Annotated in this window: 18 protein-coding genes; 15 read left to right on the top strand and 3 right to left on the bottom strand. The window is 44.0% G+C overall.

Going from position 1 to position 17,084, the window contains the following annotated elements:
• The first annotated feature begins 27 nt into the window (after window positions 1-27).
• The 4 genes from G9U52_RS22090 to G9U52_RS22075 are packed head-to-tail and all read left to right on the top strand — an operon-like array spanning window position 28 to window position 2,490.
• On the top strand, window positions 28-651 hold the full coding sequence (locus G9U52_RS22090) for a phosphate starvation-inducible protein PhoH (protein WP_166152816.1): 624 nt from the start codon (window positions 28-30) through the stop codon (window positions 649-651).
• Complete coding sequence (locus G9U52_RS22085) at window positions 648-1,256, top strand: hypothetical protein (protein WP_166152815.1); 609 nt, start codon at window positions 648-650, stop codon at window positions 1,254-1,256. The genes G9U52_RS22090 and G9U52_RS22085 overlap by 4 nt, the downstream gene beginning before the upstream one ends.
• Window positions 1,253-1,888, top strand: a complete 636-nt coding sequence (locus G9U52_RS22080) for a phosphate starvation-inducible protein PhoH (protein ID WP_166152814.1) — start codon at window positions 1,253-1,255, stop codon at window positions 1,886-1,888. Before G9U52_RS22085 ends, G9U52_RS22080 begins: the two co-directional genes overlap by 4 nt.
• Window positions 1,885-2,490 (top strand): hypothetical protein, encoded by a 606-nt coding sequence (locus G9U52_RS22075; RefSeq protein ID WP_166152813.1) that lies wholly within the window; start codon window positions 1,885-1,887, stop codon window positions 2,488-2,490. The genes G9U52_RS22080 and G9U52_RS22075 overlap by 4 nt, the downstream gene beginning before the upstream one ends.
• 202 nt (window positions 2,491-2,692) lie before the next feature.
• On the opposite strand, the gene G9U52_RS22070 is transcribed toward G9U52_RS22075, so the two are convergent.
• Window positions 2,693-2,899, bottom strand: coding sequence for a hypothetical protein (locus G9U52_RS22070; protein ID WP_207953123.1), 207 nt, complete (start codon window positions 2,897-2,899; stop codon window positions 2,693-2,695).
• 407 nt (window positions 2,900-3,306) lie between these two features.
• Between G9U52_RS22070 and G9U52_RS22065 the strand changes: the two genes are divergently transcribed.
• The 11 genes from G9U52_RS22065 (at window position 3,307) to G9U52_RS22020 (ending at window position 14,815) form a co-directional block, all read left to right on the top strand.
• Window positions 3,307-3,834 (top strand): hypothetical protein, encoded by a 528-nt coding sequence (locus G9U52_RS22065; RefSeq protein ID WP_243767487.1) that lies wholly within the window; start codon window positions 3,307-3,309, stop codon window positions 3,832-3,834.
• Entirely contained in the window at window positions 3,831-4,481 is a 651-nt protein-coding gene (locus G9U52_RS22060) for a phosphate starvation-inducible protein PhoH (RefSeq protein ID WP_166152811.1), read from the top strand. Before G9U52_RS22065 ends, G9U52_RS22060 begins: the two co-directional genes overlap by 4 nt.
• The gene (locus G9U52_RS22055) at window positions 4,478-5,083 is read left to right on the top strand and encodes a hypothetical protein (protein ID WP_166152810.1); all 606 of its coding nucleotides are present in this window, start codon (window positions 4,478-4,480) and stop codon (window positions 5,081-5,083) included. Before G9U52_RS22060 ends, G9U52_RS22055 begins: the two co-directional genes overlap by 4 nt.
• Window positions 5,084-5,140: 57 nt before the next feature.
• A complete protein-coding gene (locus G9U52_RS22050; RefSeq protein ID WP_243767486.1) occupies window positions 5,141-6,802 on the top strand; it encodes an ABC transporter substrate-binding protein in 1,662 nt (553 codons plus the stop codon).
• The gene (locus G9U52_RS22045) at window positions 6,786-7,787 is read left to right on the top strand and encodes an ABC transporter permease (RefSeq protein ID WP_166152809.1); all 1,002 of its coding nucleotides are present in this window, start codon (window positions 6,786-6,788) and stop codon (window positions 7,785-7,787) included. The genes G9U52_RS22050 and G9U52_RS22045 overlap by 17 nt, the downstream gene beginning before the upstream one ends.
• The gene (locus G9U52_RS22040) at window positions 7,784-9,439 is read left to right on the top strand and encodes an ATP-binding cassette domain-containing protein (RefSeq protein ID WP_166152808.1); all 1,656 of its coding nucleotides are present in this window, start codon (window positions 7,784-7,786) and stop codon (window positions 9,437-9,439) included. Before G9U52_RS22045 ends, G9U52_RS22040 begins: the two co-directional genes overlap by 4 nt.
• Window positions 9,440-9,457: 18 nt before the next feature.
• Entirely contained in the window at window positions 9,458-10,213 is a 756-nt protein-coding gene (locus G9U52_RS22035) for an ABC transporter ATP-binding protein (protein WP_375790270.1), read from the top strand.
• A 595-nt stretch (window positions 10,214-10,808) separates the two neighbouring features.
• Window positions 10,809-11,018 (top strand): hypothetical protein, encoded by a 210-nt coding sequence (locus G9U52_RS39300; RefSeq protein ID WP_207953122.1) that lies wholly within the window; start codon window positions 10,809-10,811, stop codon window positions 11,016-11,018.
• Between the two features lie 13 nt (window positions 11,019-11,031).
• Window positions 11,032-11,706 carry an L-serine ammonia-lyase, iron-sulfur-dependent subunit beta gene (gene sdaAB / locus G9U52_RS22030; RefSeq protein ID WP_166152806.1) on the top strand — a complete coding sequence of 225 codons (675 nt, stop codon included), beginning with the start codon at window positions 11,032-11,034 and terminating at the stop codon, window positions 11,704-11,706.
• Between the two features lies 1 nt (window position 11,707).
• Entirely contained in the window at window positions 11,708-12,601 is an 894-nt protein-coding gene (gene sdaAA, locus G9U52_RS22025) for an L-serine ammonia-lyase, iron-sulfur-dependent, subunit alpha (RefSeq protein WP_166152805.1), read from the top strand.
• Window positions 12,602-12,652: 51 nt separating this feature from the next.
• Window positions 12,653-14,815 (top strand): AraC family transcriptional regulator, encoded by a 2,163-nt coding sequence (locus tag G9U52_RS22020; protein ID WP_166152804.1) that lies wholly within the window; start codon window positions 12,653-12,655, stop codon window positions 14,813-14,815.
• 241 nt (window positions 14,816-15,056) lie between these two features.
• On the opposite strand, the gene G9U52_RS22015 is transcribed toward G9U52_RS22020, so the two are convergent.
• Together G9U52_RS22015 and G9U52_RS22010 are read right to left on the bottom strand one after the other, a co-directional pair.
• Window positions 15,057-15,935 (bottom strand): NAD(P)-dependent oxidoreductase, encoded by an 879-nt coding sequence (locus G9U52_RS22015; protein ID WP_166152803.1) that lies wholly within the window; start codon window positions 15,933-15,935, stop codon window positions 15,057-15,059.
• Between the two features lie 138 nt (window positions 15,936-16,073).
• Complete coding sequence (locus G9U52_RS22010) at window positions 16,074-17,084, bottom strand: sialidase family protein (protein ID WP_166152802.1); 1,011 nt, start codon at window positions 17,082-17,084, stop codon at window positions 16,074-16,076.

Raw genomic sequence — 17,084 nt, 5'->3', positions numbered from 1 at the left:
AGGTAGACTAAGGAGAGGGTGGAAACGATGGAGAATAAAGATATTTTATTACTAAATGCACAAAGTGTAGGTATGGGTGAGGTTTCTCTTGAACATACCTTTGCTATGCTGGATGTTTATGATTTTCCCCAAGCAAATTTGGAGCCATATATCGCTCTAATTATTCAAGGCTCTATTGATCAGGAGCTCTTGTTAAAGCATAAGGAGAAAATCCGCAAGTTTGTCGATAGCGGCAAGGTGCTAGTTTTCGGAGGACACCTCTTTCTTCCTTGGCTGCCGGGCGCTGCTTCATTTATCCCTAAGGAGATTCGTGGTCATCAGGATTATGAGGTCAACTTTCATCAAGCTCATCCGATCTTTGAAGGTGTTGACCCTAATGAATTGTCTTATAGGAAGGGTGTAGCTGGCTTCTTTGCACGGGGGCATCATCCACTTCCGGCAGGAGCAGAGGTGGTACTGACCTTGCCTGACGGTGAGCCTACTTTGTATATTGATCGTGTCAGTACAGAGGGGACCTTATTCGTGAGTTCGGGTAATGCCTTGCTTGGTTACCAAGATCCAACCGAATCCACCGGACAGATTACCAAACGCTTGATCGACTGGATTCGTAGCGAATATGTTCATCTTCAACAAAGGAGTGTAGCACAATGAGGAAAATCGCAGCTTTATACGCAGGGGTATCTTATCAATATCGCAGCTGGAATGAACCGAAATACAAACAATATTTGTCGGACATTCTATATGTGCCTGAGCTAACAGAAACATCGTTTGATGAATTTGATGCCATTATTGTTCCTTCACGACTGCATGCGGGCTTAATGGAGCGTATTACGCCATGGATTCAAAGGTTTGCCGATAATGGAGGTACAGTCGTATTATTCTGGCCGCAGAGTGCGGACTGTGTTCCCTTGCAAAATTGGGAGAACAGACCGACGAATTTCTGGTGGTGGCTGGATAAGGATGCGAAGAGCGGACTTGAATTACAACAGCCTGAGCACAACCTATTCAAGTATTTAACGCTGGAGGATGCAACCTGGCATTATCATGGTGTATTCTGGCCTCCTGCGGGTGCAGAGGTGCTTATTACGACGGAAGATAATGGAGCCATTCTATATATAGACAAGGTGAGTTCAGCAGGAACATGGGTGGTTACCACACTTGATCCCGAATTCCATTTCGGGTCGTACTTTATGCCGGCAACGGAACGGTTTCTAGATGGCTTCTTCCCTTGGCTGGCTGAGGGGGAAATCGCATGAGCAACAAAGACTTTCTGATGCTGCATTCAGATAGCAGCTTTGCTCAGGATCATATAAGAAACCTTCAGTTTAAAGAGGACTATACCTTTCTTGATGCGTACGACCTGCCAAGTTATGATTCTTCAGAACATATCTGTATGGTAGTCAATGGGTTGACCGATCAGGAATTTCTGTACCGGGAGAAGGAGATTATCCGCCAATTTCTTGATCAAGGTAAGGTGCTGTTATTTAGCGGACACTTATTCCGTGAATGGTTGCCTGGCGCCAAGGCATTCATTCCGAAGAGTATTCACAGCCATAAAGATTATGTTGTATCCATTGCGCAGCCCCATCCTATATTCGAGGGTGTGTTAACAGAGGATATGACATTTAGGAAAGGTGTTTCTGGCTTCTTCGCTCGCGGCCATCATCCGCTTCCATCTGGAGCGGAAGGGCTGCTGTCTCTTCCGGGTGGAGAACTGATCACTTATATCGATCGTCAGAGCACAAGGGGGACGATTATTGTTCATTCGGGCAATGATCTGCTGGCATATAACGATCTGTCGACGACGACTAGCCGGATAGGCGCTCAATTGATCGACTGGATCCGTGAGGAACATAGTCGGATTGTGGAGAGGGGTGTTCATTCATGAGGAAAATTGCTGCATTATACAGCGGAAACTCGCAGCATTACCGTTGCTTGAACGAGCCCAAATACCGTCGTTATCTAGATGAGATCATCTATCTGCCGGATTTTGCTAAGCAATCACTTGATGAGTTCGATGTACTGTTTTTTCCTTCGCAGCTTCATCAAGGTTTAGTTGTTCAATCCAAAGCCAAGATCGATGCCTTTCTGGAGCGGGGAGGTACGATTGTTATCCATGGACCGCAGCCTACAAGCTGGTTTGCCGGGCAGAAATGGGAGCATAGGCCGACCAACTTCTGGTGGTGGTTGGATAAGGAACAATCAAGTGGACTGGTGCTTACTCAGCCTGAGCATGATTTATTTACATATATAACGCTGGAAGATGCAACCTGGCACCAGCATGGGGTTTACTACCCGCCGGATGGCGTGGACGTTTTAATTGCTACCGAAGATCATGGAGCCATTCTATATGTAGACAAAGTGAGTACACCGGGGACATTAATAGTCACAACCTTGGACCCTGAACACCATTTTGGCTCCTATTTCATGCCGGCAACCGAACGATATCTAGATGGATTTTTGCCATGGCTTGCTGAGGGTAAGCTTTAAAAATTGGTACAGTGGATTAGCCACCTAATGAAGAATCAACTATAACAGTATTAACGAGCACTGCTCCTCTAGAACATTTGGGGAACAGTGCTCTAGTAGCACTCCGTCGAATTGTGGTTTTTGCCCAGCCAAGCCTCGTCTCCATACTGCAAATCAAAAAGGAGCTTTGCCACTGAAGTACGGTGGCAGGCTCCTTTTTGCGTTACACGGCATCGTCGCTGAGGCGAAACAGCTCTTGCTTGTCTACAGACACGGAGAAATCCTCATGGTTCGTACCGTCAATAGCGACGCCAGCGGATAAAATTCGCATCGTAAAGGACTTTGTCAGAATTAACCTCAAAGGTGTGAGTCCTTTGGAATATACACCTCGTCCAGGCGCAGCGCCACAGCAGGTTATTGGTAATGCCAATATAGAACTTATACAATTAAAGCAACATATACTTGGCACTGCAAAGCCATAAATTGAGGTAATATGATGAGTAAAGCTGCAAACCCATACCCAATTTTCTCCCCCATGCTCATACGTATGGTTTTAGACAAGGGCCTAGCCGCAGGCTAGGTTTTTCTTATGGAAAATAGATCGCTTGCGAGCAGACAAGCTTGTTATTGATATGGATGAAATGCTGTCATATTAAAGAAACTCTATGATTAAAAATGATTCTCTAGAAGATAACATCCTAGATTTTTCCTTCACTAAACAGACATACAAACATTTATAATAAGAGCTTAGATATTGAAAATCATTATCATTCATAGTAAGATTGTCATCAAGAATGATTATCATCAAGAATGGTTATCAATTAGAATGGGGTGTGCATGATGTCAGTTATTAAAATAAAAGATCGCGGGGAACTTTTAACCTTGCAGTTCTCTGAGCTTCGCAACTATCATGGGAATTTAGCTTTGATGGCAATCGGTGTAGGTTTCCGTGTCGTTCAGGCGGCATTAGCTGAGCTGTATAACGAGGAAGCTCCCGAACGCAGCAGTTTGTCCGTACGTTCCGGTCATGCAGGACCAGGCTTTCGTGACGCGTTCGAATATATAACTCGGGCTGTGACACGCGAAGCTTATACGGTTGATGTGAATTATCCCGCTGCCCAATATGACCCGTACCGTCCTCAGTCCTATGCATACGTTATTTCGGATTTACAAGGGGCATCGGTGGAAGTTTCATTGAAGCCGAATTTTTTACCGGCAGTATTTTATGAGTATTTGAAAAAAGGCAGAGAAGGTACGATGACAGAAGAGGATAAAGCAGCAAATACGCAGCTTAAGGCTGATTTGTGTAAAAAGGCACTTTCACTTCCGCAATCCGAGCTGCTGGAGGTTAAAAGACTTTCATGAGCCAGACTGCAGTAGCTGATTTCCTTCTATTAGATTCAGGTGCAAGTTTTAGTGAGCAAACCGTTCGCGACGGACAAATTGATCCGAATACGAAGGTGCTTGATCAGTATGACTTCGCTTCATATGATTTTCTTGAAGCGGGTCATAAGTTTTTAGTTATTGACGAATTCATTGATCAAGAATTAATGTTCGAACAAAAAGATCGCATTCGGAATTTTTTGGATCAGGGCCATGTATTGTTTTTTGGCGGACATTTATTCCGTTACTGGATTCCTGGCGCGTCTTTATTTGTTCCCAAAACCATTCACAGTCATCTTGATTATAAAGTGACAGTGCTCGATCATCCGATCTTTGAAGGTGTACTGTCAGATGATATTACATACAACAAAGGGGTATCTGGTTTTTTTAGCCGAGGTCATCATCCGATACCCGAAGGGGCAGAAGTGTTGTTAAGGCTCGCAGGAGAAGAGCCGATCACGTATATCGATCGTCTAAGCAGCCAGGGAACAATTGTTGTACATGCAGGCCGCAATCTTTTGAAATATCGTCACGGAAATAATAGTGCAGGACGGATCGGAGAGCAGTTTTATCGATTTCTCTATGCAGAGCATCAGGCGCTGCAGCAGACGAGGGGGGCACAAGTATGAGAAAGATAGCGGCTCTCTATTCAGGCAGCTCGCATCAGCACCGTTCTTTTACGGAACCCAAATATAAACAATATATAGCTGAATTGTTGTATTTGCCTAAGCTTGCTGAAATAGATTTAAATCAGTTTGATGTTTTGATTGTCTCTTCACAGCTTCACCAGGAACAGGTTACGCGTCATATGGATCAAATTCATGCTTTTCTGAATAGTGGAAAAACAGTCGTTGCTTTAGGTGCCCAGCACCAAAGCTGGTTTCCGGGCCATCGTTGGGAGACCCGTCCTACAAATTTTTGGTGGTGGCTTGAACCAGGTGCTAGTAGCGGCCTAGTGTTGGCAAAGCCGGAACATGATTTATTCCGTTATATTCAGCTTGAAGATGCAACATGGCATTATCATGGTGTATTTTTCCCTGAACAGGAAGTGGAGTCACTTATTGAGATTGAGAATGACGGTTCGATTCTCTATGTGGACAAGAAAAGTACAAAGGGCACGCTGATCTTAACAACGCTTGATCCTGAGTATCATTATGGTTCTTATTTTATGCCAGCGACAGAACGGTTTTTAGACGGTTTTCTGCCATGGTTGGCAAAAGGCCATATTTAATGTCCATGTACACCTAATATTGAGAATGATAATCATAAGCAGGGGAGAATAGAAGAAATGTTTGCAATGAAGATGCAAAAGTCAATGACGTTAATGATGTTAAGCTTTGGTATACTCCTTACAGGATGCCTTGGAGGGAACGAGACGGGTAGCTCTACTGCAACGGATGCCCAGCCTAAAAGCTCACAGGAAGCTGCTGATAAGGCTCCTGCCCCTGCGGCGACAACAACTCCCAAAGTAGATATTTTGAAAATTGCAGGTAGCAATAATGGCTATCCGTCTCCATTTGCCTTTAGTTCATCGGGTCCTTTCGGATATTTGAGAAATTCACTTATTTTCGATACGCTGACTTGGAAAGATGATAAAGGTGTGATTCCATGGCTCGCCAAATCATGGGAAGTAACCAATAACGGACTCACCTATACGTTCAAGCTTGAAGAGAATGTAGAATGGCATGACGGTAAAGCATTTACCGCAGAAGATGTTGTATTCAGCTTTAACTATTACAAAACCTACCCGTTTAATTGGAATGGAGACATCAGCCAAATTAAAAGTGTAGAAAAAATCAATGATTTGACTGTAGCGTTCAATCTAAATAATAAATATGCACCCTTCCTTAGTGATTTGGTAGGTATCGTGCCGATCATTCCTAAGCATGTCTGGGAAAAGGTGACCAAGCCTATAGAGTTCCGCGATGATGCTGCTTTGGTTGGAACAGGTCCGTATAAGCTGAAGAAATATGAATCTGCATCGGGGCAATATTTGTATGCAGCTAATGATAAATTCTTTAAAGGCCAAGTGCTGGTAAATGAATTAGCCTTTGTGTCGGCATCTAATAAATTGCTCGCTTTGCAAAACGGCGAAATCGATCAAACGTATACTTCAAGCTATGCTGATGTTCAAACCGCTGAAAAAGCAGGCTTAAAAACGATTAAAAGTGAACCGGCTGGCAGCGTAGTGCGCATTTCGTTTAATTTGGAGCATGCTAAGCTTGGAGACAAACGTTTACGTCAAGCCATTGCGTATGCGCTGAACCGTGAAGAAATTTCAGCTAAAATAACAGGCGGCCAACCGATGGTAGGTAATGCCGGTGTTATTCCGACGGATTCACCTTGGTATAACAAAAATGTTAAGCAATACGCCTATGACGTTGCTCAAGCTGAAAAAATATTAGATGAGCTTGGCTATAAGAAAAATGCAGATGGTATGCGTGAAAATTTAAAATTAAATTTGATGACCTCTTCAACCATGCAGGATGCAACCATGATGAAAGAAATGCTGAAAAAGGTGGGTATTGAATTAAACCTTGTACAGCTTGATTCTGCTGCTTTTGCTGTGGCATTAGGCGAAAACAATTATGATATTGCATTGACAGGCCATGTTGGAGCCAGCGGGGACCCGGATTATTTGCGTCTATGGTTTTCAGGTCAAGCTGCCAATATGTGGTCCTCACGCGGCAAAAGCTTGAAGCTTGATGAGTTCCATAAGCTTGCTGAACAGCAAATGCAAGAGCTTGATGAAGGAAAACGCCGTGAAATTGTAAACCAAATGCAAGATATTCTTGCCGAAGAGCTGCCTACTCTAGTGCTTTATCATCGTCCATTCTATGACATTCATAAAGCTGCAACATTTGATCGGTGGAAGAATACTTACGGCGGGATAGCTGATGGTATGCCGCTATGGGAAAACAAGGTGTTCCTAATTGATCTTAAAAAATAATAAATACGGTTCTTACCTGCTCGTTTTGGTATTCGTATTATTATTGAACTTCTGGCTTCCTCGGCTTCTGCCGGGGGGGCCCGTTGAATATATTACGGGTGGCGGCGAAGAGGGCGTTGTGTTTTTGACGGAAGCACAGAAGGCGGCAATGTTGGAATATTATCATTTGGATGATTCTGTTGGTCAACAGTTTATGAAATATTTGAAGGGCATTTTCACATTGGATTTCGGCTTATCCATCAATCATAAAGCGCCGGTGAACTCTATTATTATAGAGCGCTTACCTTGGACGATGTTTATTGTAGGAATTGCGAGCATATTTTCGATTATTATCGGTTTGCTTGCGGGGCTTTATTCTGCGTGGCGATATCCTGGTAAAACGGATCGCGGCTTGTTTTTGTCCATGCTCAGCTTGAGTACGATTCCTGAGTTTGTAATTGGCATGGTTTTTTTAATTTCAATGTCAGTAAAGCTTAAATGGTTTCCACTGAGCGGCGCTAAAACAGCATTTTTACGCTCTGATTTATGGATGGACCACGCGACAGATATAGCTCGCCATGCTGTACTGCCTGCGCTTACGCTTACAATAGGAAGTCTTGCGGGGATTTATTTGCTTATGCGTAATGAGGCTATCCGTGTTCGCAATGAACCGTATGTTGAATTTGCTTCGGCAAAGGGAATCGGTTCGCAAGGAATTGTATTCAAACATATTGCCCGCAACGCTGCGCTGCCGCTTGTAACGATGATTATTATTCGCATGGGGGCGCTGATGGCCGGTTCTATACTTGTGGAGTCCGTGTTTGCTTACCCGGGTGTCGGCAAGCTGCTCCAAGAGGCGATTCTTGGCCGGGACTACCCGTTATTGCACGGTTTGTTTTTATTGATGACGTTATTTGTACTTCTTCTTAATTTTATCGCCGATATGATTTATCCTTATCTGGATCCGCGGATTCGTACCGCTGCGAAAAGAGGTATGCAAGGATGAAGCTAACCTGGTCTCAGCGTGTTGGATTATTGTTATTTGGTATTTTTGTTTTGGTTGCCTTATTTGGGCCGCTTGTCACTTCCTCGCCTTTTACGATAGATGCAGACCGGTTATTGCCTCCGTCCAAACAATATTGGCTAGGTACGAATGCTATTGGCCAAGACAATTTCAGCCAGCTTGTGCATGGTGCTAGAACTACACTATATATTGGTTTGATGGTAACGTTAATCAGCACGTTCTTAAGTGCGAGCTTGGGACTGCTTGCCGGCTACTCCAAAAGGCTGGATCCGCTGTTAAACGGCTTAGCCAATATGCTGTTGGTTCTTCCTTCTTTACTGCTCATTTTAATTGTTGCTTCGTTTACAGGAGGCGGTACGTGGCAATTAATTTTAACGCTGGGCTTGCTAACCTGGCCGGGATATATGAAGCTTATTCGAGCATCTGTGCTTTCACTGAAGGAAAGGGAATTTGTCAGAGCAGCCCAGCTATATAACGGGAAGACAGGTTATATATTGGTTCATCATCTGCTTCCGTTTATTAGGCCGCTTGTGCGAACAAAGTTTATTCTTTCGTTTCGCTCTGCCGTAGCGATGGAAGCAAGCTTGTCTTTTCTCGGTGTTGGTAATCCAAGCACAGTTTCATGGGGGAAAATGCTTCAGGATGCGTTCTCGCGTACACAAACATTTATTACGGATGCATGGCTTTGGATGATCGTGCCACCTGCAGTTGCCATTCTATTTGTCACCATTGCTCTTGCGCTTATCGGAGAGAGCAAGATGACAGGAAATCCTTTTGCAGCTAGGTTGAATCGTAAAGAGAGCCGTGTTGTACCTGAGAAAGAAATGGAGCATAAAACAGGCTGTGAAGAACCTTGTGTTGAAGGGGTATCCCTTGGCTGTCATTTGGCGGCGGCTGGTGAACAGCCATCAGCAATTGTCGTTCGCGATTTAAAAGTAACGTATGGCGTGAAGAGCATTATTTATCCGATTTCATTTGAGGTGAAGCAGGGAAGCATCACATCCTTGGTCGGAGAATCAGGATCAGGCAAAACGACAATGGCCCGCACCATTTACGGACTTGTGCCGGATGAATCGGTGGACGGCACCGTTATGATTGACGGCCACCATATTTACATGAACGGCGAGCCATGTACGATGCAGAGATGGGTGGATGCCGCTTATATTTTCCAGGATCCCAGGAACAGCTTTAATCCGATTATGACGATTGGCCAGCAGTTTTATGAAACGATGCGCCTGCAAACCAGCAAGGAACAGAAACAAGCTGCGGCAGTGGCTGCATTGGTAGAGGTACAGCTAGGCGCCCATGTCATGTCTTTATATCCTCATCAATTAAGCGGCGGCATGTTAAGCAGAGCGTTGATAGCGTTGGCGCTTGTGAACAAACCTAAGGTGTTAATTGCTGATGAACCTACAGGAGCATTGGATCCGATTGTTAAAAGAGAAGTGTTCGACCTGCTTGTCAGTAAAGTGAAGGAGTATCATATGACGCTTCTATTAATCACACATGATATTCCTGCAGCGCTGCATATCTCCGATAACATTATCGTACTTCAGGATGGCGTGCAGATACAGGGTGAACAGAAGCAGCATTATTTAGAAAAAGGTAATCAGCTTTATCATCAATTTGGATAACGGGAAGTTCAGCTGGGAGTGAACGCGTTGTTACGTGTAGAAGAGGTTTCCAAACATTATGCAGGCAGCGAAAAAGGGCAAATCACCAAAGCAGTGGATAAAGTTTCTTTAACGTTACATCCCAATGAAATATTTGCACTGATTGGAGAAAGCGGTTCAGGCAAGTCAACATTGGCTGAGTTGATAGTTGGCTTGCAGCAGCCGACAAGCGGTTTGATCACTTGGGCGAATAACCTTCAAGCACCCAAGAAGGATAGGCCAACTTCACGTATTCAGCTTGTTTTCCAAAATCCTGACCGTTCAATGAATCCCTATTGGCGTGTGAAGGATATTATTACGGAGCCGCTACGCTTGAGCAGATATCCCAAGAAAAAAGCATATGTTCATGCTGAAGAGCTGCTTGCCAAGGTGAAGCTGTCTGCTGATTTTTTGGAGCGTTACCCTGCGGAATGCTCAGGGGGACAAAAGCAGCGGATCGCGGTAGCAAGAGCGCTGTCCATGTCGCCACTTTTGCTAGTTGCCGATGAAATTACATCGGCATTAGATCCGACCATAGAAGATGAGATGCTGCAGCTCCTGCTATCCTTGAAGCGATCTGAAGGAATGTCTATCCTATATATTACACATCGACTTGAAACGATTTCAGGATTCGCGGATCAGGTTGCTGTGATGAAAGACGGAGTTATTCAAGAGCTGGGCGACACAAGAACTGTTCTTACTGAGCCAAAGTCGGAATATACGAAAGCGTTGCTGAACGCTGCAGCTTATAAATAGCCGTATATAGAGAACCTCGTTTGGCCGACCGTACCTCGAATCAAGCCCTCTCAGTGGGATAACGATGGGCTCCCAAAAGTTCCCTTTTTATTGATTGAGGAAGATCACGACGATAGGGGTTCCGAACTGAGAAAGCAGTTGTTGCAGAGATTCCTCTGTGATGGCTGCTTTTTCTTTCCCTACTATAGATGGGGATGTCTTGCATTCTCGTAGAGCCTTACTGACTTACCCAGATACCGTGCTTTTCATTGCTCCCGTAATTGAGCTATGATTTACGGAACAATTTGCCAATATTACCGGTGTTATAGCGATCAAGATGGCGCCATTCAATCGGTATCAATCGCTTGATGTGGGGCGGCCAGTCTGTGCCTCGGAGCGTCGTGATGATATGGCTTTATACACAAGGAAATGTTGATAATATATTGATTTACTGGCTAGCTATTGTTTTAATATCGATGATACAATGGTTAAGAAAGCAATGGTTGGCGGACTGCTGGGCCATTGGGCTGTGGTAGCACTACTGGAGCAAAATCAAGTTAGCTCGTAATGCAGATACGATTGAATTAGTGGCTAATGTGGAATATTGAAGTCACAGATGGTAAGGTCGCTTGTATCGATCCATCACATTCCGGGGATCCACGAGGTCCTCCGGCGTCAAGGCTTGCTTGAAGTGTTAGGGTGTTTGGATCCGCACGAAGTGCTTTCTTCGGGACAAAAGGAAGAAATTGATCGGATATATTGGGATTATCCAAGTTTGAATGACGATGCTTATATTACTCAATATCTGGAGGATTGGTTAACCTAGGCAGGAGGCAAATATGAGATTCAAGGATGTTTTCTCGATTATTGGACCAGCGATGATAGGACCCTCAAGCTCACATACAGCGGGAGCAGTTCGGTTAGGGAGGACAGCCCGCCAGATATTAGGAGAAACACCGCAAAAAGCAGCTATTACGTTTTATGGCTCCTTTGCGGAAACTTATCAAGGGCATGGAACAGACTATGCGATTATTGGCGGCTTGCTGGATTATGAAACCTATGATCAGCAGGTCGCTTCTTCGATGGAAACGGCGAGGGAATCGGGCATGGAATTTACTTTTATCCAGGGTAAGGGCCTGTATGCTCATCCTAACACGGTTCAATTGGAATTATTCACGGAAACCAATCAGGTAAAGGTCATCGGTTCCTCGATTGGCGGGGGCACGATTGAAGTCAATCATATCGATGATTTTGATATCCGGTTTAGCGGGAGCTATCCGACATTGATTATTTATCACCAAGACCGACCGGGCATGATTGTGGAGCTATCCCAAATGCTTCTGCGTGAGAATATGAATATTGGTTATATGGATGTAGATCGTAAAGGCAGGAGCGGCGAAGCTTTAACGGTTATTGAAGTGGATAGCTCGATTTCGAAGTCGCTTATCATAGAGATTGGCAGCATTTCAGGCGTAAGAAAAGTGAAGAGAGTCGATTTGACGGAGGTGCATTAAGATGAAGTTTAGTACACTGGCCCAGTTAACTGAGCTTTGCGAAGAAAGGCAGCTGCGCATCTCTGAAGTGATGCTCGAGGAGCAGGCCGCAGAAACAGGTCGCAGTGCACAGCATGAATTTCAGAAAATGCATGAATATTATCAGATCATGAAGCAAGCGGTTGAGAAGGGATTAACCGAGGATACAACCTCACGCAGTGGTTTGACAGGCAAGGATGCCCAACGGGTAATGAGCTATCTTTCTGAACAGGAGTCTTGCTTGGGTGTAGAGGCATGCGAGACGATGGCTTACGCTTTAGCGGTTTCAGAGGTAAATGCCTCTATGGGCCGGATCATAGCAACTCCGACAGCAGGATCGTGCGGGATTATTCCAGGTGTTTTTGTACGTTCGCAGCAGCGGTTTCAATGGAGTGACGAGCATATGGTTATGGGACTTTTCAGTGCCGGAGCGATCGGCTTTGTGATTGCAAACAATTCGTTTATCTCCGGAGCTGAGGGCGGCTGTCAGGCAGAGGTTGGTTCAGCTATCGCCATGGCGGCGGGAGCCATGGTCGAGCTGAGGGGAGGAACTCCGGCGCAGGCGATCCATGCGGTGGGTCTTGCCTTGAAGAATTCATTAGGCTTAATTTGCGATCCTGTAGGCGGCTTGGTTGAAATCCCTTGTATTGTGCGCAACGGGTTCGGTGCTGTTACTGCGCTTGCAGCAGCGGACATGGCGTTGGCCGGCGTAAGAAGCGTGATTCCATCGGATGAGGTGGTGCATGTCATGCTGGAGGTTGGCAGCGCCATGCCGGAAAAGCATCGCGAAACAGCAAAAGGTGGGTTGGCACAAACGCCGACGGGTAAAAAAATTATGGACCAGCTTCATCAACAAAGAAACGGACGGAAGATTTGATTCATGATTTAACGCTGAACGCATAAGATGTATTGATTTGGGGGAATGCTTATGATACTTAAAAGAATAGCAAAATATTCGTATTTGTCATATATGATAATCATTTTCCCAATAATAATATTGTTAATTGTAATGACATTTGGACTATTTTATTATGAAAATAAGAATAATTTTATAAAAAATTCCACCGATTCTCTTATAGGCATGCAAAAAGCATTTGATGTTGTGGTATCGGATATGAATTTAAATGCAACAGAGATGCTTGACTCTGCCGATTTTTCGACAAGTAAAATAACAACTAAATATGGGAGCTTCCTTGGAATATCCCGAAGACTTTCAAGCTATGTAAGTTATAGCAAAATGATTAACAATGTCTTTTATATCAATAATGACCTGAAAACGGTGTACACTTTGGGGAAACCGTATACATATGAAGATTTTTATTTGTTTAATGATGGGTATAATATTACTAAGGATACATATGCACAGTTCTTTCTCAAGAATATATTGCGTTTTTGGATTCCTGCTCAAAATGCAGGGGCCAACGGAGAGCAAGTGTTAACCTATGTAGTTACGTACAATGGGGAGCATAATTACCCAAGCAATGCCTTAGTTGTCCATATAGGTACTGAAAAGCTAGATGAGTTGTTTGATGGATTTTTACCAAATTCTCAAGCGGAAATGTTAGTTTTAGACAACAATAATAGTATTTTATATTCGACGTTAGGTGAGTTATCACAAGATATACAAAAAAGTCTGATTTCAATTAATACGGATAGCCTTGAACCTAAATACATGGACTACAACAAAAAACAATATCTAGTTTTAACAAAACCCTCAACAGAAACTCCAATAACCTACGCACTTATTATTCCTACAGCGGTTATGTTGAAGTCCATGAATGCGAGTATACTATTTTTTGCAATCCTTATGGTAGTGGTTGCACTGATTTCAATATTTGTAATTGCCGCTTTACTAAAGGCCTCAAGGAAAAATCGTGCTGCCATGCTTGAGCAGATAGCCTTAAAGCTGGTTCAATCAAATTACGGGAATCAGCAAGCGCTGCAAGATGACATTAGAACAGCAGGTCTTGAAAGATTGGGCCCGCATTTTCAAGTGGCAACTGCTATGTTAACAGCTAAATATCCAATTCAGAACCAACTGATAATTTACCAAGAAATATCGCGGCTTATTGAAAAAGAGCTTCCCATCCATCCACAAAGTAAAGTTTTAACTTGCAGTAGCGATGACTTGATTTATGTTGTTTTTTCAGGTCAAAAAGATATTTTCGCATCGCTTATAGATGCGCTTTGCGAGATGAAGCCCAAAATTGAAAGCCTATTTCAAGTTTTTTTGTCAATTGGAGTAGGCTCGGCCAGCACCATTGATAATATTGGCACATCGGCAGAGCAAGCACGGATTGCGAATAAATACCGTTTTGTAAAAGGGGAAAACGCAATCATATATTTTGAAAATATAAATAAACAAAATTCTTCCAAACTCATATATCCATCTGAGACGATAGAACTCTTTTACAATGTGATTTTGCAACGCGAGGAAGAGAAAATAAATCTTGTGCTGACAACGTTAATTGAACATATATCTCGAAACAACAGCCTTTTTTTCGGCACTTGTCTCGCTTACGACATTGTTAATACATCACTTAAGGCAATGCGAGAACTTAATTATTCACTTTCAAATTTTAAAAATACCGATATATATAATCGCGATGGATTCAAGTCTATTGATGATGTTAAAAATGTACTCAACTTGCTTATAGAGGAGATTATTGCGACCTTTTCTTCTGAGGGTTATGAGCAAGATGAGGTTCCTGAAAGTTCGAAGCATAGTCTGCTTATAAACCAGATGAAAAAACACATTGAAGAAAATTGCATTAAAAGTGATTTTTCAATAAATTCTTTAGCTGACAATTATAAGATGTCAATTTCTAATTTAAGCCATTACTTTAAAAAGCAAACAGGAGAAAATGTATCTGACTTTGTCCTTAAATTGCGTGTTGATAGAGCAAAATTTCTTCTGCGCACCACTAAATTGACATTGCAGAAAATATCGCAGGAGTGCGGATATGTTCATATTTCGACTTTTTTAAGACAGTTCAGGCAAAGCGAAAAAATGACACCATCTAATTATCGCAGCAGTTTTGGAGTAAAAGAGGCTGCTCATAAAACACTATCTCAATTTGAAGACAGTTAGCATGGAAAGCCAAGCTTTGTCAAGAGATACGGCGGTTGTGGATCACTACGTGTGGTGCCTAGCCATCATTTACGCAAAAAAACCGACCGTTTCCCTTGCGGGAGTGGTCGGTTTTTAGTTTGGACGAACTGGGTATCCCTTGAATCATGGACTCCGGCGTTCTTCGTCAGTTAAGCTGTATTGCAAGCAGGATGTGTCCATGTGCAACCTCCGGATTAAATATATTGAATAGGAATATGCTTTACTTGTAAATATGATACAGCGCTTGCGTGCCTTTGTTTCCATAGCCCGCTTCCTGCAGCTGATCATACAGCGATTTAGCCAGCTTCAGACCGTGCGTTTCAATCCCCATCTCATCCGCGGCCTGAATGGCGATACCCATATCCTTGATGAAATGCTTAATGAAGAAGCCTGGCTCAAAGTCTCCGTTGATGATTCTTGGCGCCAAGTTACTTAAGGACCAACTGCCCGCCGCCCCCGACTCTATGCTCTTGAGCACAACTGACTGATCCAGTCCGGCCTTTTTCGCATAAATCAACGCTTCGCAAACACCCATCATATTCGAAGCAATCGCAATTTGATTGCACATTTTTGTATGCTGTCCTGCGCCCGCTTGTCCTTGATAAACAATATTGCGGCCAAGCGCTTCAAAAACGGACTTGAAGGCATCAAACACATCCTGCTCGCCGCCTACCATAATGGAGAGTCTTGCTTCACGCGCACCTACATCGCCTCCGGATACAGGGGCATCCAGAGTGCAGCATTGATAAAGCTTCGCTTTCTGTTCGATCTTCTTAGCCAGCGACGGACTTGATGTCGTCATATCAATAAGGAAGGTTTGCGGCTTGGCGTTGCGAACAATTCCCTTTTCTCCCAAATATATCTCTTCCACATCGCTCGGATAACCGACCATCGTTATAACGGCATCGACCTCGCGCGCCAGCTCAGCCGGTGTATCGTGCCAGACCGCACCTATTTCAAGCAGTTCATCAGCCTTGGATTTGGTGCGGCTGTAGACGTGCAGCTTGTAGCCTGCTTTAATCAAATTTTTAACCATGCTTTTTCCCATAACTCCCGTACCGATAAATCCGATAGCGGCAGCTTGTTTGATTGAATTCATAATGTTACTCCTCCTGAGTTATCTGCTTCAGCAAAGTGTTGCAACCTTCGAACTTACTGTAACCTTCTATCGTTTTCTGCCTAGTTCCACAGTTCAACTAATCGAACTTCAAATTCAGCTCCTCGGCTCTTTCACCACTTACGGCTGCAAAGTTAGCTGCCAAAAAGCGATTCGTTCCCGCTTCCATGTATAAGTCACGTAAAGCTCATTATCTTTGGCAACAATGGCCGGGTATGAATACTCTCCAGGCTCAGTTTCGAGCTTGATCTCATCCATCCAGGTCAATCCGTTGTCTGAAGAAAGGCAGATGACTATTGGTGTACGGGGACTGCGTGTGGTATATCCGGTCACCGGATTAAAAATAAGTGCTAGTACCCCGCTATCCATCTGCACAACATCAATCCCACTGTTGTTGTTAGGCAGGTCTATTGGATAGGCCATACACCAAGTTTCTCCGCTATCCTCTGAATCGCTGCGATAAATAAAACCTTCTGTGCTGCGCAGCAGCATATGGACATTCGTGCTGCCCGACGTCCATAATGTTGGCTGAATAAAACCTTTGGCACGCGAATACTGTGTCCCTACAAGCTTGGAGACTTCCATGGGCACAAGGCCGCTCTGCTTCCAGGTAGAACCCGAATCGTGTGAAATATCAACAAACGCTTCCCAAATTTCCTTGCCCGGCACATCCGGATCCTTTCTTTCCACTGAAGCAGGAGCCAATATCGTACCATCGCTTAAGGAAATCGGTTTGTTGCGAACCGGCCCCCGTCCGCCGATATCGCCTTCAACGAGCTCCTTCGGCTCCGTCCACGTCTGTCCACCATCAAAGGAATGGATAGCCCGTGTAAACCATTCGGTGATTTCATGGCCGACCTTATAATAAAGAGTCAGCTTGTGGCCATCGTCAAAAAGAACCGGATTCCAATGGGCAATGCCTTCTTCATCCGCTGCTTTATAAGGAGCTGACCATACTTCGCCGGTCTTACGCGACATCCAAATTGCTACATCGCTTGCTTTTTCATGAAGTCCACCGAACCATGCAGCAAGCACGTCTCCGTTCGGCAGTATAACTAACGTGGAAGCATGACAGCTTGGAAAAGGGCGGTCATCTTCAAATATATATTGCTTTTGAGATGTAATATTCAT

Origin of the sequence: Paenibacillus agricola (assembly GCF_011440305.1) — a bacterium.
Classification (GTDB): domain Bacteria; phylum Bacillota; class Bacilli; order Paenibacillales; family NBRC-103111; genus Paenibacillus_S; species Paenibacillus_S agricola.
This window is presented reverse-complemented; position numbering and strand designations above follow the sequence as displayed.